This window comes from Gammaproteobacteria bacterium, assembly GCA_013003425.1.
Classification (GTDB): Bacteria; Pseudomonadota; Gammaproteobacteria; order Steroidobacterales; family JABDKV01; genus JABDJB01.
Genome location: JABDJB010000011.1, coordinates 1 through 19,785 on the forward strand (window position 1 = coordinate 1; position 19,785 = coordinate 19,785).

At 60.7% G+C, this 19,785-nt stretch carries 22 protein-coding genes, 1 tRNA gene, 1 other RNA gene and 1 riboswitch; of the genes, 8 read left to right on the forward strand and 16 right to left on the reverse strand.

What is annotated here, in order from left to right:
* Positions 1-159: 159 nt before the first annotated feature.
* The 7 genes from HKN06_01900 to gcvT form a co-directional block, all read right to left on the reverse strand.
* Positions 160-2,973, reverse strand: a complete 2,814-nt coding sequence (locus HKN06_01900) for a hypothetical protein (protein NNF60064.1) — start codon at positions 2,971-2,973, stop codon at positions 160-162.
* A 210-nt stretch (positions 2,974-3,183) separates the two neighbouring features.
* Positions 3,184-3,555, reverse strand: coding sequence for a diacylglycerol kinase (locus tag HKN06_01905; GenBank protein ID NNF60065.1), 372 nt, complete (start codon positions 3,553-3,555; stop codon positions 3,184-3,186).
* A gap of 29 nt (positions 3,556-3,584) precedes the next feature.
* Positions 3,585-5,039, reverse strand: a complete 1,455-nt coding sequence (gcvPB, locus tag HKN06_01910; protein ID NNF60066.1) for an aminomethyl-transferring glycine dehydrogenase subunit GcvPB — start codon at positions 5,037-5,039, stop codon at positions 3,585-3,587.
* Between the two features lie 3 nt (positions 5,040-5,042).
* The gene (tpx, locus tag HKN06_01915; protein ID NNF60067.1) at positions 5,043-5,540 is read right to left on the reverse strand and encodes a thiol peroxidase; all 498 of its coding nucleotides are present in this window, start codon (positions 5,538-5,540) and stop codon (positions 5,043-5,045) included.
* 23 nt (positions 5,541-5,563) lie between these two features.
* On the reverse strand, positions 5,564-6,937 hold the full coding sequence (gene gcvPA, locus HKN06_01920) for an aminomethyl-transferring glycine dehydrogenase subunit GcvPA (GenBank protein ID NNF60068.1): 1,374 nt from the start codon (positions 6,935-6,937) through the stop codon (positions 5,564-5,566).
* Positions 6,937-7,326 (reverse strand): glycine cleavage system protein GcvH, encoded by a 390-nt coding sequence (gene gcvH, locus HKN06_01925; GenBank protein NNF60069.1) that lies wholly within the window; start codon positions 7,324-7,326, stop codon positions 6,937-6,939. The genes gcvPA and gcvH overlap by 1 nt, the downstream gene beginning before the upstream one ends.
* A gap of 15 nt (positions 7,327-7,341) precedes the next feature.
* Positions 7,342-8,433: a glycine cleavage system aminomethyltransferase GcvT gene (gene gcvT / locus HKN06_01930; GenBank protein ID NNF60070.1), complete on the reverse strand. Its 1,092-nt coding sequence runs from the start codon at positions 8,431-8,433 to the stop codon at positions 7,342-7,344.
* Between the two features lie 46 nt (positions 8,434-8,479).
* Positions 8,480-8,574: riboswitch (glycine riboswitch) on the reverse strand.
* Positions 8,575-8,808: 234 nt separating this feature from the next.
* Here gcvT and HKN06_01935 point away from each other — a divergent pair.
* Positions 8,809-9,138, forward strand: a complete 330-nt coding sequence (locus tag HKN06_01935; GenBank protein NNF60071.1) for a 4a-hydroxytetrahydrobiopterin dehydratase — start codon at positions 8,809-8,811, stop codon at positions 9,136-9,138.
* Between the two features lie 110 nt (positions 9,139-9,248).
* On the opposite strand, the gene HKN06_01940 is transcribed toward HKN06_01935, so the two are convergent.
* Genes HKN06_01940 through HKN06_01955 form a run of 4 tightly spaced genes read right to left on the reverse strand, consistent with a single transcriptional unit; the run spans position 9,249 to position 13,516 of the window.
* On the reverse strand, positions 9,249-10,430 hold the full coding sequence (locus tag HKN06_01940; protein ID NNF60072.1) for a UbiH/UbiF/VisC/COQ6 family ubiquinone biosynthesis hydroxylase: 1,182 nt from the start codon (positions 10,428-10,430) through the stop codon (positions 9,249-9,251).
* A 43-nt stretch (positions 10,431-10,473) separates the two neighbouring features.
* The gene (gene ubiH / locus HKN06_01945) at positions 10,474-11,685 is read right to left on the reverse strand and encodes a 2-octaprenyl-6-methoxyphenyl hydroxylase (GenBank protein NNF60073.1); all 1,212 of its coding nucleotides are present in this window, start codon (positions 11,683-11,685) and stop codon (positions 10,474-10,476) included.
* The gene (pepP, locus tag HKN06_01950) at positions 11,682-12,998 is read right to left on the reverse strand and encodes a Xaa-Pro aminopeptidase (protein NNF60074.1); all 1,317 of its coding nucleotides are present in this window, start codon (positions 12,996-12,998) and stop codon (positions 11,682-11,684) included. The genes ubiH and pepP overlap by 4 nt, the downstream gene beginning before the upstream one ends.
* The gene (locus HKN06_01955) at positions 12,995-13,516 is read right to left on the reverse strand and encodes a UPF0149 family protein (protein ID NNF60075.1); all 522 of its coding nucleotides are present in this window, start codon (positions 13,514-13,516) and stop codon (positions 12,995-12,997) included. The genes pepP and HKN06_01955 overlap by 4 nt, the downstream gene beginning before the upstream one ends.
* Positions 13,517-13,621: 105 nt before the next feature.
* Here HKN06_01955 and HKN06_01960 point away from each other — a divergent pair, with 105 nt between their 5' ends.
* The 7 genes from HKN06_01960 (at position 13,622) to HKN06_01990 (ending at position 17,268) form a co-directional block, all read left to right on the forward strand.
* The gene (locus tag HKN06_01960) at positions 13,622-13,855 is read left to right on the forward strand and encodes a TIGR02449 family protein (GenBank protein ID NNF60076.1); all 234 of its coding nucleotides are present in this window, start codon (positions 13,622-13,624) and stop codon (positions 13,853-13,855) included.
* Positions 13,852-14,169, forward strand: coding sequence for a cell division protein ZapA (locus HKN06_01965; protein ID NNF60077.1), 318 nt, complete (start codon positions 13,852-13,854; stop codon positions 14,167-14,169). The genes HKN06_01960 and HKN06_01965 overlap by 4 nt, the downstream gene beginning before the upstream one ends.
* Before the next feature lie 75 nt (positions 14,170-14,244).
* Positions 14,245-14,428, forward strand: a non-coding RNA gene (gene ssrS, locus HKN06_01970) — 6S RNA.
* 35 nt (positions 14,429-14,463) lie between these two features.
* A complete protein-coding gene (locus HKN06_01975) occupies positions 14,464-15,066 on the forward strand; it encodes a 5-formyltetrahydrofolate cyclo-ligase (protein ID NNF60078.1) in 603 nt (200 codons plus the stop codon).
* Positions 15,063-15,524, forward strand: coding sequence for an EVE domain-containing protein (locus tag HKN06_01980; protein ID NNF60079.1), 462 nt, complete (start codon positions 15,063-15,065; stop codon positions 15,522-15,524). Before HKN06_01975 ends, HKN06_01980 begins: the two co-directional genes overlap by 4 nt.
* Before the next feature lie 669 nt (positions 15,525-16,193).
* A complete protein-coding gene (gene rpiA, locus HKN06_01985; protein ID NNF60080.1) occupies positions 16,194-16,853 on the forward strand; it encodes a ribose-5-phosphate isomerase RpiA in 660 nt (219 codons plus the stop codon).
* A gap of 1 nt (position 16,854) precedes the next feature.
* Positions 16,855-17,268 (forward strand): hypothetical protein, encoded by a 414-nt coding sequence (locus HKN06_01990; protein ID NNF60081.1) that lies wholly within the window; start codon positions 16,855-16,857, stop codon positions 17,266-17,268.
* 292 nt (positions 17,269-17,560) lie between these two features.
* Here HKN06_01990 and HKN06_01995 read toward each other — a convergent pair.
* The 5 genes from HKN06_01995 to HKN06_02015 form a co-directional block, all read right to left on the reverse strand.
* A tRNA-Gln gene (locus HKN06_01995) sits at positions 17,561-17,634 on the reverse strand.
* Between the two features lie 25 nt (positions 17,635-17,659).
* Complete coding sequence (gene rpsI, locus HKN06_02000) at positions 17,660-18,052, reverse strand: 30S ribosomal protein S9 (protein ID NNF60082.1); 393 nt, start codon at positions 18,050-18,052, stop codon at positions 17,660-17,662.
* 3 nt (positions 18,053-18,055) lie between these two features.
* The gene (gene rplM, locus HKN06_02005) at positions 18,056-18,484 is read right to left on the reverse strand and encodes a 50S ribosomal protein L13 (protein ID NNF60083.1); all 429 of its coding nucleotides are present in this window, start codon (positions 18,482-18,484) and stop codon (positions 18,056-18,058) included.
* 113 nt (positions 18,485-18,597) lie between these two features.
* Positions 18,598-18,906 (reverse strand): (2Fe-2S) ferredoxin domain-containing protein, encoded by a 309-nt coding sequence (locus HKN06_02010; protein ID NNF60084.1) that lies wholly within the window; start codon positions 18,904-18,906, stop codon positions 18,598-18,600.
* Positions 18,903-19,601, reverse strand: a complete 699-nt coding sequence (locus HKN06_02015) for a DUF481 domain-containing protein (GenBank protein NNF60085.1) — start codon at positions 19,599-19,601, stop codon at positions 18,903-18,905. Before HKN06_02015 ends, HKN06_02010 begins: the two co-directional genes overlap by 4 nt.
* Positions 19,602-19,785 lie beyond the last annotated feature (184 nt).

Genomic DNA, 19,785 nt, shown 5'->3' on the forward strand with positions numbered 1-19,785 from the left:
CTCCCACAGGAACCTGTCGCAGGTCGGCGCGGCTGGAAGCCGCTCCCACAGGAACCTGTCGCAGGTCGGCGCGGCTGGAAGCCGCTCCCACAGGAACCTGTCGCAGGTCGGCGCGGCTGGAAGCTGCTCCCACGAGCACCCATCGCAACTAGTCGCGGCTTATGAACGATCGACTGAGTAGCGCTGCCACTCATCGCCACTGCGACGCAGCTCGTATATCGGCCAGTACTGCTCGTCGAGTTTCAGCGTGATGACCTCGATAGCGTTGTTCCACAGCACGGTCTTCAGCCGCACCGCATCGCGCGGCCCCTTGTCCTTCACCGCGGCGACAAAGTCATCCAGGCTGGCCACCTCACGGTCATCCACTGCAACGATGCGCCGCCCGGCCCAGAGCCCGTATCGCGTTGCCGGCGAACCATAGGTGAAAAAAGCCACATAGACGCCTTCAGGCGTGATGCCTCGCTGGGCCGCGAGCGCACGATGAGGTTTTTGCAACAGCGCGCCGGCCCAGGCAAGCACCCGGTCTATGCCATAGCCCTCCAGCGCCACGGTTCCAAGTTCTATCTCTTTTGCTTCAGCATTGCGCCATATGGTTGCAATCACGGAGGTATCCGGCGAGTCCTTTTGCACCGCCCGCTCGACCTCACGGAATGAGGTGACCGGGCTGCCGTCGATATCAAGCACCAGGTCGCCGGGAATCAGCACTTCACTCGCAGGCGAGCCGGCCACGGTACGAACCACTTCCAGCACACGCCGTCGCCGCGGATCGTGCTTTTCGATGCGCCGCACCCAGTCTTCTGTCAGGCCAAGCTTGCGCGCAGCTGACAGCGGTTTGAACTGCAGCTCTACTTCCAGCGAGCGCACTTTGCGTCCGGCACGAACCTGCGCGACAAACTCGGCCACCAGGTCCGCCGGCACACCCATATTGGTTTGCACCAGTTCGCGCCCACGCTGGTAGGCAAAGCTCGACCACAGCGAAACCACCTTGCCACGCTCGTCTACCAGCACTCCGTCCAGTTCCGCCGGCGCATTGACCAGCGAGATGGTTTCGAGATTCACATCACGAAACTGGAAGCTGCGCGACAAGGGAAAACCAACCGCATCGATTGACGCGACCTCTGTGCCCTGCGAGACCATCTTGTGATCGCCTTTCAGGCCCATTACCCACACACGCTGGCCCGGATTGACGTCACGCGTATTCAAATCGGCAGCACGTACCGGCGTATCGCCGATAAGCGCCGGATCGTATGAAACCATTGCCAGGTTATGCAGCGGATGGATGTAAGCCACAGAGCCTGTTATTTCCAGCGAACCGGCGAAGGTAAGCCGCACATCACCCAGCGCGACTGGCACGGTGTTGCGATCGACAATAACCAGGCCGCGCTCGGCATCCACCACCAGACCGGTGCCGTGATAGTGCGCATCCGACACGCCGGACACGGTGTAGGGCATATCGAAATTTACCATCACCAGTGACGGCGCCAGCTTGCGCATGCGGGCATCGTCGTAGCGCGGGAAACGCGCCGAGGCAGCCTGCGGCTGCGGTGGCTCACCGCCGTTTTCCAGCGCGCGACAGGGCCACAACCCGCTGACATCGTCACGATGACAGCGCTCGGCAGGAAACCAGCGCCGGTCCATGCGCACCACGCGCACCTTGCTGGCGCGCGGGTCATCGATAGTGAAAAAACGCACCACGGTGCGCTGGCCATCGGCGAACCCGGCAAACACCTGCTCGAGATCGTCCAGATCATTGACCGGTTCACCGTCGAACTCGACGATGACGGCGCCGCGTGGAATCGCCGCAACCCCCAACATGTAACCGGGGTTGGCGACATAGATGCCGTTCACCGCCATGTTGAAATGCCGGCCCTGCTGGTATGACAGCTTGTGCAGGATCGCCGCACCCGCATTGATAAATTCGTCCGGCGACAGCACATGCAGGTCGTCGACGCTGATGCTGTGCGTACGCGTGTCACCGCCACGCTGCACCTCAAGTTCGATCATGCGGCCGACATTGTCGTCGAGCACCGCCTCCAGTGGCACAAAGTGGTTTATCAGCTCACCGTTGATGCGCACCAGGATGTCGCCGGACTGCAGCACCTCGGCACCGGGCCCCCCGGGCACCACATCACCTACGACCAGCATGCCGATCGATGCGGGAAACTGCTGACGGACCAGTGCCTCGGTTTCCTTACGCAGCCCCAGGCGCCTCAGTTCGTCGTAGGGGCGGTGCTGAAATACTGTCTGCAACGTACCGCGGGTAACCGGATCACCGCGCTGGAGCAGCCGCAGGGCGCGCTGCACGCGGTCCAGGGGCAGGAAGAAACTGCTGGCGGCATTGGTATTGGCGCCGGCGTTGAGCGCCACCACCGTACCGTCGATGGCAATGACCGGAGAGCCCGACGAACCGCCCGATGTACTGGAGGCTGCCTGGAAATAAAACGTATTGAAGTCGTTGTAGCGACCGCGACCGTATTCCGGCGCCTGCCGATCGAGCCGCGCCAGGGTGCCGGCAAGAATCGACAACTGCTCGCCGGCATCGTTGCCGACCACGCGGATTTCACGCCCGACACGGGCGCCGGCCGGCTGGAGCACGAGCTCAACCGGCTCGATAAAACTGAGTGCCGCCGGATCGAATCGATAAAAACCGAAATCATGCACCGGATCGCGATACACCGGCTGCAGGTCGACCTCTTCGTTGTTGATAAATATCGCTTCGGCACGCACCGGACCGGGCGTCACGACGTGGCGATTGGTCAGCAACAGGCCCCGCTGCGCATCGACTACAAAACCGGTCGCCTGGCTCGACTGGTTCCAGCCGGTATCGAAGGCCCGGGTCGCATCGACGCGGATCGACACGACAGCAGAAGATATCTGCTCCAGCGTGCGGCTCCAGTCAGCACTCTCTTCCGCCGCCGCGGCCATGCAGGCCGGCAGCGCGAACAAAAACAACAGTGACTGCCTGATATTCAATATACGGACCTCACGCCGACGACCACCCCGGCGCCCAGTAATAACAAAACCACGCCGGCGGTGCGCCGGCGACTCGTGCCGTTGCGCTACACCAGGCGCAATCGCGGCGGCCAGGCGCCGCCGAAACACCTGGAGAGTATGGCCAGCCAGCCCTCATTGTCACAATAGTTGAGGTCCTGAAGCACCGACAGAGTTCCCAGATCGGCAGATTCAGTAGAACAGGATCACACCCCACACTGCCCAGACCTGGAGCAGCGCGATCATCACCGCAGCCGAACCAAGGTCCTTGGCACGCCCGGACAACTCATGCCGCTCGGTGCCAACCCGGTCGGTCAGTGTTTCCAGTGCCGAATTGATCAGCTCAACGATCAGCACGATAAACAGGCTGAGCAGCAAGACAGCGACTTCCACCGCCGTCTGGCCGACAAAGAACGCCAGCGGAAAGAAGACGACCCCCAGCGCCAGCTCCTGGCGAAAGGCCGCCTCGTGGGTAAAAGCCGCTTTCAGCCCGGACAGCGAGTAACCGGTGGCCTTGATCAGGTGGGTAAGGCCGGTCTGGCGCTGCCGTTCCGGCAGCCTCATCGAGCTTGTGGTTTGCCCGTCCGGGTCCTTCATTCCGGCTGCCAGCGGATGTCGAGCTGCCTGGCCGCGCGCACATCATCGAGACGGCGCACCGGCGTTGTCTGCGGCGCTGCCTTGACCTGTGCCGCGTCGGCGTAAGCCTGCTCGCGAATCGCGCTCATGGCCGCAACAAAATCATCCAGCGTTTCCTTGCTTTCAGTTTCGGTCGGTTCGATCAGCAGGCACTCCGGCACCAGCAACGGGAAGTAGGTGGTCGGCGCATGATAATCATGGTCGAGCAGCGCCTTGGCGAAATCCATTGCGGTAACGCCGGTTTCCTTCGCTTCCCTTTTCAGCGTGACGATGAACTCGTGGCTGGCACGGCGCTCGGGAAAGGCCAGCGTAAAACCGGCAGCTGCCAGCCTTGTGGCCAGGTAGTTGGCGTTTAGAGTCGCAAACTCCGATACCCGCACCATGCCCTCGCTGCCCAGCATCCGCGCGTACACGTAGGCACGCAGCAGCACGCCCGCGTTACCCATGAAGGCCGACAGGCGGCCGATGGATTGTGGCCGGTCCGCCTGGGTAATCCAGCGCAAGCCGGCTTCGTCCCGTGCCACCAGTGGTGTCGGCACAAACGGTGCAAGCTTTTCGTTGACGCCGACTGCCCCGGAACCCGGCCCCCCACCGCCATGCGGCGTGGAAAAGGTTTTGTGCAGGTTCAGGTGAATGCAGTCGAAGCCCATATCGCCAGGCCGTGCCTTGCCGAGTATGGCGTTGAGATTCGCACCGTCGTAATAGAGCAGCCCGCCGGCCTCATGCACCTTTGCGGATATTTCCAGGATACGCCGCTCGAACACGCCCAGTGTCGACGGGTTGGTCAGCATGATGCCCGCTGTATTGGGCCCCAGCGCGCGCTCCAGCGCGTCAAAATCGACATCGCCGTTGTCCAGCGTTGGAATCTCCACCGCCTTGCAGCCGCACATGGTTGCTGTCGCCGGGTTGGTGCCGTGTGCCGCATCAGGAACCAGAATTTCATTGCGATGAGTATCGCCGTTGGCATCGTGATAGGCCCGGATCATGGCCACACCGGCAAACTCGCCCTGCGCTCCGGCCATCGGCGCCAGCGAAATCTCATGCATGCCGGTTACCGCCTTCAGCATCTCCTGCAGCTCGTACAGGCACTGCAGGAAACCCTGGCCGGTCGATTCAGGCGCCAGCGGGTGGCGCGCGAGGAACTCCGGCAGCATGGCCAGCGAATTACAGGCACGCGGGTTGTACTTCATGGTGCACGAACCCAGCGGATAGAAATGCGTATCGATCGAGTAGTTCAGCTGCGACAACCGCGTGTAGTGACGCACGGCCTGCAACTCAGTGACCTCCGGCAGCCGCGGCGCCTGCCGGCGACGCCACTGTGACGGGATTGCCACGGCGGCATCGGCCAGCGGCGCCTGTGCCACGGCACGACGGCCAGGGCGGGACTGCTCGAAGATCAGCGGCTCGGTCATCGCTCAGCCCAGCGCGGCGATGGCGGCGTTGTAGTCAGGTTCTTCAGCAATTTCGCCGACCAGTTCAGCGTGACGAATGTTGTCGTTTTCGTCCAGCACCAGTACGGCGCGCGCGGTCAGGCCGGCCAGCGGCCCGTCGGCAAGCTCGATGCCATAGTCTCTGGCAAAGCTCGAGCGCATGGTCGACAACGTGTGCACGTTCTCCAGCTCTTCGGCGCCACAGAAACGCGCCTGCGCGAACGGCAGGTCAGCCGATACCATCAGCATGACCGTATCGCCGTGATCGCGGGCGTAGTCATTGAATTTTTTGGTCGAGATCGCGCACACCGGCGTATCGACACTGGGAAAAATGCTGATCAGCTTTTTCTTGCCCCGCCACTGGTCCAGCGACACGTCTTCCAGGCCGCTGTTGGTCAGCGTGAATTGCGGCGCCTGGCTGCCTGCCGCCGGCAGCTCACCGCAGGTATTACACGGGTTGCCCTTCAAAGTAACTGTTGCCATAGCTTGATTCCTTTTTTCAGATGTCAGGCGACGCGCGCATCGGCCAGCACGGCACGAAAAGCGTCGGCGCAGGTTTGCAGGTCGGCCAGCGTTTTGGTTTCAGTTGCACAAACCAGCAACGCAGGCCCCAGTTCGGGAAAGTGCTCCTCGAGGTTGTAGCCGCCCAGCACACCGCGGTGTGCCAGCGCGTCAAGCACCGGCTGCACCGGACGGTCAAGCCGCAGTGCTGCCTCGTGGAAGCGTGTACCGCTGAACAGCGGCTCGATGCCGTCGATTGCACTCAATGCCTCGACCAGCTGCGCGGTCCGTTGCACCGATGTGGCAGCGACGCGCGCCAGGCCCGCGGCGCCCAGCATTGCCATGTAAATGGTAGCCGCAGTCACCATCAGGCCCTGATTGGTGCAGATATTCGAAGTGGCACGCGAACGGCGAATGTGCTGCTCGCGCGCCTGCAATGTCAGCGTGAATCCGGGCTTGCCGTCAATGTCTACGGTACGACCGACGATGCGACCCGGCATCTGGCGGACAAAAGCCTGGCGGCTGGAAAGAAAGCCGAAATACGGCCCGCCGGAACTGAGCGGGACACCCAGTGGCTGGCCCTCGCCGCAGACAATATCGGCACCGGTCTCGCCCCACTCACCGGGCGGCTTCAACAATGCCAGCGAAGTCGGGTTGACCACCGCTATGACCAGCGTGTTGTTTTCGTGCGCCCAGTCGGTCAGTGCGTCGACATCTTCCAGCACACCAAAAAAATTAGGCTGCGGGATGACCAGCGCGGCGATGTCTTCGCCATTAAAGCGCTGCAGCGCTGCCGGAACGGTATTACCCGCCTCGGTGCAGCACGCGACTTCTTCCAGCACCAGTCCCTGCCCGGTCGTAATGTTGTTTACCACCTCGCGGTAGCGTGGGTTGAGCGTGCTGGCAATAAGCAGCTTTCTTGATTTGGACTTGCGGTTGGCACGCACCGCCATCAAAGCGGCTTCCGCCACCGCTGATGCCCCATCGTAGAGCGAGGCATTGGACACTTCCATCCCGGTCAGCTCGCACATCATGGTCTGGTATTCGTAAATAAGCTGCAGCGTGCCCTGGCTGGCTTCGGCCTGGTACGGCGTGTAGGCGCTGTAAAACTCGCCACGCGTCGTGATCTGCCACACGGCGGCCGGTATGTGATGCTCGTAGGCGCCGGCACCGATGAAGCTGAGCCTGCTGCCGTCCGCAGCAGCACGCTCGTGCATCAGACGGGTCACTTCCATCTCTGCGGCCATTGCCGGCACCGCGGGCAGGCCGTCGATACGCAGATCTGCCGGTATTTCGTCGAACAGCTGCTCTATATCGTCAACACCGATGGTGTCGAGCATCTCGCTGATGTCTTCCGGCGTGTGCGGATTAAACGGCATTACTCGTCCTCGACGGCGGCCTGGTAGGCTTCGGCGTCGAGCAGCTTGGCCAGGTCGTCTTCATTGACCTGCTCAAGCCGCATGATCCAGCCATTGTCGTAGGGTTGCTCGTTGACCAGCTCGGGCTGGTCGGCCAGCGCCTCGTTGACCTCGGTAACCACACCTTCCACGGGCGAATAGACATCGGATGCGGCCTTGACCGACTCGACCACCGCACAGGCATCGCCGGCCGACAACTCGGATCCGACTTCCGGCACTTCGACGAAAACCAGTTCACCCAGCGAAGCCTGGGCATGATCGGTAATGCCGACGGTGATTCCGCCGCTTTCATCTTTTCGTATCCACTCGTGTGACTCGGTGTAATTGAGATCGCCAGGTATGTCACTCATAACGCTTACTCTCGGTTATTCAACGTTGACTTTGATTTGCCCCATGCGCACGAACGGCGGGCGCACAACCCGCACCGGCAGCCGTCGCCCGCGAATTTCAACTTCACAGCTCTCGCCTGTTGCCTTTGGCACCCGCGCCAGGCCGACCGACTTCTCCATTGTCGGCGAATAGGTACCGCTGGTGGTCTCACCCTCGCCTGCCGCGGTAACTATTTTCTGGTGCGCCCGCAAAACGCCACGCCCCAGCAACACCAGTCCAACCAGCTTCTGTTCCACGCCAGCGGCTTTTTGCTGTTCCAGTGCCGCGCGGCCGATAAAATCCCGGTCTTCGGGTTCCCAGGCCACCGTCCAGCCCAGCGCCGATACCAGGGGCGTGGTCGATTCATCCATGTCCTGGCCGTACAGGTTCATGCCCGCTTCCAGACGCAGCGTGTCGCGCGCGCCGAGGCCGCACGGTGCGACGCCTGCGTCTGCAAGCATCTGCCACAGTGCGGCGGCAGTATCACCGGGCAGGATAATTTCAAAACCGTCTTCGCCCGTGTAACCGGTACGGGCAACAAAATAATCGCCTATGGCTACAGCGTTGAAAGGTTTCAGTCCCAGCGCCTGTTCGCGACCGGCTTCGGCCAGGCAACCGGCGGCAAGCTCGCGCGCCTGCGGGCCCTGCACCGCGATCATCGCAAGATCATCGCGTTCTTTCACCGCAACGCCAAATTCCTCTGCCTGCAACGTGATCCAGGCGAGATCCTTGTCACGAGTCGCGGCGTTGACCACGGCGCGGAAAAAACTCTCATCGAGGTAATAGACGATCAGGTCATCGAGCACCCCGCCGCTTTCATTGAGCATGCAGGTGTACAAAGCCCTGCCAGGGGTTTTTAGTTTGGCGACATCGTTAGCCAGCAGGTAACGCAGGAACTCGCGCACCCGTTCGCCGTGCAGGTCAACCACGGTCATGTGCGAAACATCGAACATGCCGGCGGCCCGACGCACGGCGTGATGCTCGTCGATCTGCGAGCCGTAGTGCACCGGCATGTCCCAGCCGGCGAAGTCAACCATGCGCCCGCCAGCGGCTTTGTGCTGCTCGTAGAGGGGCGTGCGTTGCGCCATGTGCTTACTCCGACTTGCCAAACAAAAAAAGGACACGGGTCCTCACCCGCGCCCCTCTGTCCTGCAACCTGAGAGATCAGTGCTTGCGCACCTGCCCCTTCGGTGGGCTGAACGAGTCAGCCGCTCTCCAGAGCCGATCGGAGATATGCTCCCTGGTACCTGAGCGTTTCCGGGCGGGTTGCGCCTTCGGTGGCCCGGTCGCAGCCGGACTCTCTCGCATATATCCTGTTGATCGGAAGCCAAATGATACCACCTCGGTGCCGGTGACAGCGTCATGACCATTGCACTTCTGCGCCGGTGGTAGCTTGTAACTTTCGGAGTCCGAAAAAGTCATGGGTCACTACCGGCAACAACTTCCTAAATTGGGTGAACGAGATGACCGAACTAACTGAAATGCACTGCAAACCCTGCGAGGGCGGGGTCGAACCCATGAGCGCGACCGAGGCGCTCGAATGGCTGCCGAAGCTGGCTGAAGGCTGGTCCATTGACGAGACCGGCAGGGAAATCCGCAAGGACTTCGGGTTCACCGGCTTCTACAAGACCATGGCGTTCGTCAACGCGGTGGCCTGGATTGCCAACACCCAGGGCCACCATCCCGACCTGGAAGTCGGCTATCGCCACTGCCTGGTGCGCTACACCACCCACGCCATCGACGGCCTGTCCGAAAACGACTTCATCTGCGCCGCGCGCATCGACGCTCTGTAAAGATAAAGGGGTCAAGTCTGCCCATTTCCCATCTTTCGAAGCGCCCCGAGCCGGCCAACCGTGGCTGCGTCACGGGAAAATGGGAAATGGGCAGACTTGACCCCTGGTTCTTAACGACCCATGGCGCGTCGAATGACGGCTTGCTTCAGCGGTGTCAGGCGATTGAACAGTGACATGCCCACCTGGCGGGCGCGGCCTACCAGCGGCTGCTCCGCGCGGAACAGCCGGTTGAGCGCATCGAGTGAACCCATCATCAGCAGGTTTTCACTTTTACGCTCACGTTCGTAACGGCGCAGTACTGACAGATCACCCAGTTCTGCTGCGGCGACATCTCTGGCGACATCACTCAGCTTTGCGACATCGGCAAAGCCCAGATTCACGCCCTGCCCGGCCAGCGGATGCACCGCGTGCGCCGCATCGCCAACCAGCACGATATTCGGCCGCACATAGTCGACCGAATGCAGCAGCTGCAGCGGAAATGCCGCGCGGCGATCGCTGAGTGTCACCATGCCAAGCACGGCATCTGTTGCATCCTCTACCGCACGGTTGAACGGTTCCTGTTCGAGCGTCAGCAAGTGATCGGCATGCTCCGGTGTGGTCGACCACACGATTGACGAGCGGCCGTCGTAAAGCGGCAGCAAGGCAATGGGTCCATCAGCCAGAAACCTCTGGTAGGCGGTCTCGCGATGCTCGTTGCTTGTCGTGATGTGTGTGACCACGGCTTTTTGCTCGTACGACCAGCCACGCGTGTCGATGCCGGCCAGCTCGCGGGTGTGCGAACGCGCGCCGTCGGCGCCGATCAGCAATCGCGCCGAAACCCTGCGCCCGTCATCGAGCCGTACGGCAATGCCATCGTCACGCTGGTCGATACTCTCCACCCGGCAAGGGGTAAACAGCACCACCGATGACAGGCTGTCGAGACAACGGTGTAACGCCTGCTGGATACGCCGGTTCTCGATGATGAAACCAAGCTCCGGCTCGCCGATTTCCGCAGCATCGAAATGCACTACGTCGGCTGACTCCGGTGGCACCACGCTGTCCCACACACGCATTTCGCGATACGGCGAAATGGTGCCTGCATCGATGCGCTCCCAGGCGCCAAGCCGCTGCAGCAGCGCCTGCGACGCACGTGACACCGCCGACACACGCAGGTCGATATGCCCGTCATTGAGATCACCGCCAGGCATACGTGCCTCAATAATGGCAACACGCAGGCCGCGCTGGCCAAACGCTACCGCGGCGGCCGAGCCGACCATGCCGGCGCCGCTGATGATGATGTCGTAATCGCTCATCTCAGCCCCGATACGTTGTCGGCGCGTTGCCCAAATCTCTGTCTCACCTCAGACGAACACCGCGCGCCAGCCGCGGCAGCTTGCCGCGCAGGCCCATGGTCTGGCGGGCGAATGCCTTTCGTGGCGCACCGAGCAGGTCGAGCGCGACCAGGCCGGCGCCGCGGGCGAGCTTCACCGGCATGAATTCTGTCGTGAACAGGCGCACCAGCCCGTCGGTGAGGCTGACCACCCGGCTGTGATCGGCCTCGCGCCACTGTGCATAGCCACGCAAGGTTGCTGCGGCACCGGCGTCGTCGGCATCGGCGATGACGTCAGCCAGCGCGGCAACATCACGCAGCCCCAGGTTGAACCCCTGCCCCGCCACCGGGTGCAGACCATGGGCGGCATTACCGACCAGGACATGGCGATCGCCGTGGATACGTTCGGCCCTGACCAGGAACAGCGGGTAACTGTGGCGGCTGCCACAACGGGTGAGCCGGCCGAGACGGTGACCAAACGCTTCCTGCAGTGCCAGCAGAAATGCTGCGTCATCCAGCGCCAGCACGGTTTCGGCTTGCTGCGGCGGCAAGGTCCATACCACGGAGCAGCGACCATTGCTCATTGGCAGGAACGCCAGGGGGCCGGTGTCGGTAAACCGCTCGTAAGCAACATGCTCGTGAAATTTTTCCGGCGTTACGTTGGTAATCACAGCGGTCTGCCCGTAATGAATCGCTTCGGCACGGATTCCGAGCAGTTCGCGCGTAGCTGATCGGGCACCGTCGGCGACTACCAGCAGTCTGGCGCGGTACACCACGTCACCATCTGTGGTATTGACGGTAACCTCCGCCCGATCCTTGCTTACATCAACATCTGCAATGGTTGCCGGACACTGCGTCTCGACACCGGAACGTTCCATCGCCTGCCACAACATCGGGCCCAGAGCACGGTTTTCCACCACGTAGCCCAGCGCCGGCACGCCCTGTTCGTCGTGATTAATCCGCGTGGCACCAAAATGGCCGCGATCGGAAACGTGTATGCCATTGATGGGCGTTGCCGCCGCCTGCAGATCCGGCCAAAGCCCCAGCGTCTCCATGATTCGCCGGCTGCCATAGGACAATGCGGTGGAACGATCGTCGTAACTGGGTTGCCCGGCGTCGCGTGGCGGTTTGGCCTCGACCACCGTCACCTTCAGGGACAAGGGCGCCAGCGCTGTCGCCAGGCTGGCGCCGACCATGCCGCCGCCGACAATGAGAATATCGGTGTCGTGCGCGCTCATCGCCGTCGCTGGTTCTGCGCAGCCAGGGCTTCAACTTCGTCGGGATCCGACGGCACGCCACTGCTGAGTACGTCAGGGCCTTTCTTTGTCACCAGCACATCGTCTTCGATGCGCACGCCGATGCCCTGGTAGCGCTTTGGTACACCCTTTGTGCCCGGCGCGATGTAGATACCCGGTTCCACTGTCATCACCATGCCCGGCTCCAGCAGCCGCCACTGCTCGTCAACCTTGTAGTCACCGACGTCATGCACGTCCATGCCAATCCAGTGGCCGGTGCGGTGAAAAAAGAACTTTTTATAGGCGCCATCTTTTACCAGCTTAGCCGGCGTGCCCTTCAGCAATCCGATTTTAAGCAACCCGCGGGTAATGGTTTTGACCGCCGCCTCGTGCGGGTCGTTCCAGTGATTGCCGGCCCGCACCTGCTCGATAGCCGCCTGCTGGGCGTCCAGCACGATCTGGTAGATCTCGCGCTGTGGTTTGGTGAAGCTGCCGTTAACGGGCCAGCTGCGGGTGATGTCCGACGCGTAGTAGTCGTATTCGCAGCCGGCATCGACCAGCAGCATCTCACCGTCTTCCATCTTCTTGTTGTTGGCGCGGTAATGCAGGACACAGGCATTGGCACCGCTGCCAACGATCGGCGGATAGGAACACACTGCGCCGTTGCGGCGAAACTCGTGCAGGTACTCCGCTTCAATGCTGTACTCGTATAGTCCCGGCCGGGTGGCCTGCATGGCGCGCTTGTGAGCGGCAGCGGCAATTTTTGCCGCCTTGCGCATTGCGGCGATCTCGGCACGGCTCTTGTACAGCCGCAATTCGTGCAGGTGGTGTTCCAATGCGATCAGCTCTTCCGGCGCATGGCCGCCACGCTGGCCACTGGCACGCAGCTGGTTGATCCAGCCAATCAGCTTCTGGTCGAAATCCGGATGCGCGCCCATCGTGTAGTAGACCCGCTCGCACTTCTCCAGCATGCCGACCAGGATGTCGTCGATATCGGTAATCGGGTAGGCGTCGTCAGCCCCGTAAGCCTCCACCGCGCCCTCCGGACCGGCGCGGTCGCCATCCCAGGCCTCCTTCTCCGGATCACGCTCACGACAGAACAGCACGTATTCCGGGTCGTTTCCGGGCATCAGCACCGCCACGGCTTCGGTTTCAGCAAAACCGCTCAGGTAATAGAAGTCGCTGTCCGGGCGGTAGTCATGCTCGACGTCGCGATTACGCAGGCGAACCGGTGCTGCCGGCAGTATCGCAATCGCGCCCTCACCCATCATGTGCATGAGCTGCTTGCGCCGCCTGGGAAACTCTTTACCGTTCATTTCGGCTTAACCGCGAGCTCTTCATACACCAGCTGCGCACCGACCCGCACGTATTCACACAGCTCGGTATAACTCTGCTCATCCTCTTCGGCGGCTTCACCGTGGTGCTGCGCCTCGGTCAGACGGGATAAATCGCTGATGACCTCACCAACATCACCAGGCAGCGCTTCGCCTGCCTTGATGCCACCAACCGTCAGCCCGTAAAGAAATCCCTGGCACCAATGCGCGAGCGAATCGGCGCGGGCAGACAGTTGGTCATTGTCATCCGGCAACAACAAGTCGAATGCCATCGCGCCACCGGACAGGTCGGCGACCAGCTCATCCCGCAGCCGCTCCAGCACTTCGCGGCAATTGTCAAGGCTGTCGCCGCCGCCAGTAATCTGCGCCATCCACTCGTTTCCCTGTACCGGCCCGACACAGATCAGGCCCGCCAGGGTGGCATGACACTCTGCAGCATCAGACTGGCAACCGGCGCTCGCAAGCGCCTGACTCAATTCATCGAATGTAATGGTGGACACAACTTGGACACATCCCAGACGGCGCAGGAATGCTAACACCGGGCGCGGCCGGCACCTAGCTCGATATTGACCGTCCTACGCGGCCGCCCCTATATTTAGCCCACTATGTCAGAACCAACTCCCCGCGAAGAACTCGAAGCCGACCTGAAACGGCTGGAAAAAAACCTGTCCGAACTGCTGGCGAGCCACAATCACCTGCGTGAAGAAAATCGCTCGCTGCGGCAACGGCAGGATGCACTCATTGCCGAGCGCGCCAACCTGCTGCAGAAAAACGAGCAGGTACGTTCCCGCGTCGAGGCAATGGTCGGTCGTCTCAAATCAATGGAGCATGCATCGTGAGCGATGGCATTTCACGGATCAGCGTGCGCATCCTGGAAAAGGAATACCAGGTCGCGTGCCCGGCAAGTGAGCGCGACGACCTGCTGCGCTCAGCCGAAATGCTCAACCGCAAGATGCGCGAGATTCGCGATAGCGGGAAAGTCATCGGCCTGGACCGCATCGCCGTCATGGCGGCATTGAATATCACCAACGAGCTGCTGCAGGCTGAATCGAGCGACGACAAGATCGATACCAAGCTGCGCGGCCGCGTTCGTGATCTTTGCGAGCTCATCGAATCGACCAGCGGCAACGGCACCCAGCAGCTGGAACTGTAAGTTCCCAATATTTGGCAATTTTTGTGAGCTACATCACATTGCCGTAGCTGCCGCCAGGCCATACACTATGGGTGGCGCCAGCTGCAGTGTTCGAGGCGGGCCGGGAATCCTCTCGACCCTAATTACTCACCTCGGGGTCGAACTCTGTCGGTACCGTTGTGCAGATCCGGTTAGCCCGGGAAGCCTGAGGTACCACGGTAGACCCCACCTATTGCTCTGGCTCGAGAGCAATGGCTCAAGACGGCACATGCGGCGGCGCCATTTTCTTTTCCCGCATCCAACCGGTTCAGTTCCATGACCGCTGCAAACGGACGTCGCCAGCAACTGCGCGAGCGCCTGCGCCAGGAGCGACGCGGACTGGCCAGCAACACCCGCACATGGGCAGCTGCCGAAATGTGTCGCCGCGTGACAGAGCTGGAACAGTTTGCTGCCGCCAAAAACATCGCTGCCTACTTTCCGTTCGACGGCGAAATTGATACCGCGCCACTTATCGCTGCCGCGGGCGCTGCCGGCAAGACCGTTTACCTGCCGGTGGTAAAGCCCGGCGCTACACTCGTTTTCGCCCCGTGCACAAACGACACTGCGTTGACACCAAACCGGTACGGCATCGCGGAACCGGTTTGCCCTGGCAACGAACAGGTCGCGGCCGACCAGCTGGCGCTGATTCTGCTGCCCCTGGTCGCGTTCGATTACTCCCTGCACCGGCTGGGAATGGGTGCAGGCTATTATGACCGGACGCTGGCGCCATTATGTGACCGGCCGATACGCCCTTATTTGCTGGGTATCGGCTATGACCTGCAATGTGTGGACACTGTTTTCCCGCAGGGCTGGGATGTTGCTGCGGATGCAGTCATCACCGAGGCCTGCACGTATACCAATAGAGACGGGCAACAATGAAATACTGGCTTTTGAAATCTGAACCAGGCAGCTACAGCATTGACGATCTTGCAGCCGAAAAAAACAAGACTGCATGCTGGGACGGAGTGCGCAATTACCAGGCGCGCAACATGATGCAGGAAATGAAGAAAGGTGATTTGTGTTTTTTCTATCATTCCAGCTGCCCCGAACCAGGAATAGTCGGAATAGTAAAAGTGGTTCGTGAAGCGTATCCGGATCACACAGCATTCGATCCGGAAGACCATCACTACGATCCAAAGAGCGATCCTGACGACCCACGATGGTTCATGGTAGACGTGCGCATCGTGCGCAAATTTGCGCAGATTATCGGCTTGCGAGAACTACGCGAACATGCTGATGGAGCACTGTCCGACATGGTCATTCTGCGTCGTGGCAACCGCCTATCTGTGACGCCGGTCACGAAAAAACAATGGAACTTCATTACCTCGATGCAATAACTGTTGTACACGAGATACCGTTATTTACAGTGTTTTCTTACACGAGAGCCAATTTATCCGCACACGATGCCCGCTCTCGCTAGCTGAGTCGGGTCAAGTTTTTTCGCCACACTGACCGCCGTTAAAACAGCCGGGAACAGTGACAACGAAATTAACAATCTCCCGGATAAGTTGCTGGATTTCTTCTGTTTGTTGTATATATCGCCCCGTACATTCCCCATGGAGAACTGTATGGCTACCAGAGCTAAGAAGCGAAAGACGACCAAGCGTCGTAAGACTGCGAAGAAACGCAAGACTGCGAAGCGTCGTAAGACTACGAAGAAACGTAAGACTACGAAGCGCCGTAAGACTGCGAAGAAACGCAAGACCACTAAACGTCGTAAGACGAAGAAACGGAAGACCGCTAAGAAGCGTAAGACTACGAAGAAGCGTAAGACGAAGAAACGTAAGACTGCGAAGAAGCGTAAGACTACGAAACGTCGCAAGACGAAGAAACGTAAGACTACGCGGAAGAAGCGCTAAAGTCCGCGCATACCCGGGGTTGATCACCCCGTGGACGATAAACAGGCCCGCTGACGCGGGCCTGTTTTTTTACGCCTGCAGCAACCCGCTCGACCCGGTCCATAAATGGCGTCAACATAGACCCTCAGCCTGGAAATGGAGCGCGTCATGACGCAGGACGAAAAAAAGACTCGGGTCGCTGAAGCAGCACTGGGATATATCGAAGAGGACACAGTGCTTGGCGTAGGCACCGGCTCGACGGTGAACTGCCTGATCGATGCAATCGCCAGCAGGAAGCTGCGTATCGAAGCGGCTGTCTCCAGCTCCGCCGCGACGACGCAGCGCCTGCAGCAACATGGCATAGAGGTAATCGACCTCAACAGCGCCGGCACGCTTTCGGTATACATCGATGGCGCCGACGAGGCAGACGCTCACCTGCGACTGGTCAAGGGCGGTGGCGGTGCGCTGACACGCGAGAAGATCATTGCCGCAGCCTCACGCAGGTTTGTCTGCATCGTCGATGAATCCAAGATCGTTCCGGTATTGGGCGCGTTCCCGCTGCCGGTCGAGGTCATCCCGATGGCACGCTCGTACGTGGCACGCCAGCTGATAGCCCTTGGCGGCCAGCCGGAGTGGCGGGCAGATACGGTGACTGACAACGGCAACGCCATTCTCGATGTTCACAACCTTGATATCACCGACCCGCCGGCGCTCGAATCTGAAATAAACCAGATAGCCGGAGTCGTTACCGTCGGATTATTTGCCCGGCGCCCCGCGGATGTGCTGCTGATCGGCTCAGATAACGGCGTGGAGACCCGCCGGCGCTGAAATGACACCGGACGAGGCATCGTTCCTGCAGGACTTTGAGGCCTGCACGCTGCCGGCTGAGGCCTGGACCCATCGCGCCCATATCCACATGGGCTGGCTGCAACTGCAGCGGGCGCCCTACCCTGACGCCCTGGCCCGCATACGCGCAGGTATCCGGCGCTTCAATACCGAGGTGCTGGCCCGCCGACAGCAGTATCACGACACCGTGACGATTGCTTTTACCCGACTGATCGCAGCAGCGCTGCGAGCGGGCGAAAGTTTCGACGCGTTCTGCGATCGCAACCCGGAATTGCTGGCGAAGAACCCAGGCATCCTGCAATACCATTACAGCGCCGACCTGCTGGCCACAGACGCTGCCCGCACCGGCTTCGTCGAGCCCGACCTGGCGCCGCTGCCGCCGGCGCCAGAACCTTAGCCCGCGTCGTCCCTGCCTGTAGGAGCGGCTTCAGCCGCGAATACCTTTCCAGGCACCGCACGATGTTTACGTCTGGTCGCAGGCAGTCGCGGCTGGAAGCCGCTCCCACAGGTCGCAGGCAGTCGCGGCTGGAAGCCGCTCCCACAGATCGCAGGCAGTCGCGGCTGGAAGCCGCTCCCACAGGTCGCAGGCAGGCGCGGCTGGAAGCCGCTCCCACAGATCGCAGGCAGTCCAGGGCATCGACGTCCCAACGAAAAAAGGCCGAAACGAATTCGTTTCGGCCTTTCGGTTTTGGCTGGGGGACCAGGATTCGAACCTGGGTTGGCGGAGTCAGAGTCCGCAGTCCTACCGCTAGACGATCCCCCAGTATCGGGAAAACGACGCCGGCAGATCAGCGCTTCGAGTACTGCGTTGCGCGACGAGCCTTACGCAGCCCGACTTTCTTGCGCTCTACCTCACGGGCATCGCGAGTGACGAAACCGGCATCACGCAGTGGCTTGCGCAACGTCTCATCGTATTCGATCAGCGCCCGGGTGAGGCCGTGGCGTATCGCACCGGCCTGACCGGTCGTGCCGCCACCCTGTACGGTCACTTCGACATCGAAGCGCCCTTCCGCCTGTGCTACCTCCAGCGGCTGCCGCACGATCATCCGCGCAGTCTCGCGACCGAAGAACTTGTCCAGCGGCTTGCTGTTGACCGTGATATCGCCAGAGCCCGGCCGCACGAATACGCGTGCGGTGGAAGTCTTGCGACGGCCGGTGCCGTAATTTGCCTGTTCGCTCATAGCTTAAATTTCCAGTGTCTTTGGCTGCTGCGACTGGTGCCTGTGCTCGGGTCCGGCATAGACCTTCAGCTTGCGGTACATGGAACGGCCGAGGCGATTCTTCGGCAGCATGCCTTTAACCGCACGCTCGATGGCGCGCTCGGGAGCACGCTTCATCAGGTCACCCAGCGTTTCTTCCTTCATGTTGCCGATATAACCGGTGAAGCGGTGATAACGCTTGTCGGCCAGCTTGTTGCCGGTTACCCGCACCTGGCTGGCATTGACCACTACGATGTAGTCACCAGTGTCGATATGCGGAGTGAATTCCGGCTTGTGTTTACCACGCAGGCGTCTGGCCACCTCGGTTGCGAGGCGTCCCAGCGTTTTGCCGGCGGCGTCGACGACGTACCATTCACGTCGCACATTTTCGTTTGTTGCGATATAAGTTTTCATGTTTATCAAATCCACCCGGCCCGGGCGAAGCGCGTAAATATACGTCAGCGCCCGGTGCAATGCAACAGTGGCGCCCCGATCATGCCGGGGAAATGCACTTAATAAACAATCAGTTATATCTTCAGCCGTGCAACGCTTTTGCCGTGAACCAGGTGCTGCTCGACAATCTCGTCGATATCGGCCCGGTCGGCATAGGTGTACCAGACCTGCTCCGGGTAGATCACACAAACCGGCCCCTCGACACAACGGTCGAGGCAGCCGGCGCTATTGACCCGTACGCCCCCGGCACCGGCAATGCCAAGCTCCTTCGTGCGCTGCTTGGCATAGTTGCGCAGCTCCATTGCGGCGTGATTCATACAGCACTGCCGACCATGCTCACGCTGGTTGGTGCAGAAGAACACATGGCGCTTGTAGTAGCTCAGAAACCGTACTCCAGGGAAATGGCGGTGAAGGTATCGCGCTTCTCACTGCCAGCAGGCACTTCCGAATTGTTCTTTATCGTGTAGGAAAACACCAGCCCGAGATCGTCCAGCAACGTGGCCTTTACCGCACTTATCGACTCCAGATAAGTATTTTCGGAGCCGCGCTCAATTGCCAGGACCTGCGTGAACCGCGCCGTTTCACTGAAATTCCACAGATAATCGCCACCGATGCGGACAATCGCGCTGTCCTCGCTGGTGTTGTCACGCAGGTCGTTCTGCTTGAAACCGGCGCCGGCCTCGAGGTTCAGCACCTGGTTGTCCTGATTGATGATGCGTCGGCCGTAACCTATTGCTTCAGTCGTCTGCTGGTCGTAGCCACTGAACTTGTCCTTTTCATACGCCAACAGGCCAAAAATGTAATCGAATTCGGTGAAATCATATTTGGCCTTGTAGTTCGCCTTGTAGCGTTCTGCGGTGGTTGAACCGGCGCTATCAGCGCCTGCGGCAGCGGCACCGAAGGTGTGATGCCAGCGGTCTAAATCGTAGTTCAGCCCCAGACCGAGGTTGGCATTGGTGGTTTCCGAGTTACCGGCTGTGGCCAGCAGGCCCAGCGCGGCGCTGCCGCTCCATGGCTTGTCCTGAGCCTGGGTTGCGACAGCTGATAACAGCAGTAATACAGCGACTAAGTACTTCATTGACGTGCTCCCGAATGAATACAAAGCGCGCAATCTTAGCAGCGTGGCCGGCAATGACCATGGAAGACACCAATCCTCACAGTAATTGCGCACGGTAAAGGCGGCAGGCAGTGTGACGCCGTTCCGGGCCAGGCAGCTGCGAAAGCGGACCGGCGTCACGTTGCCGTCCGCGCCGTTGTGACAG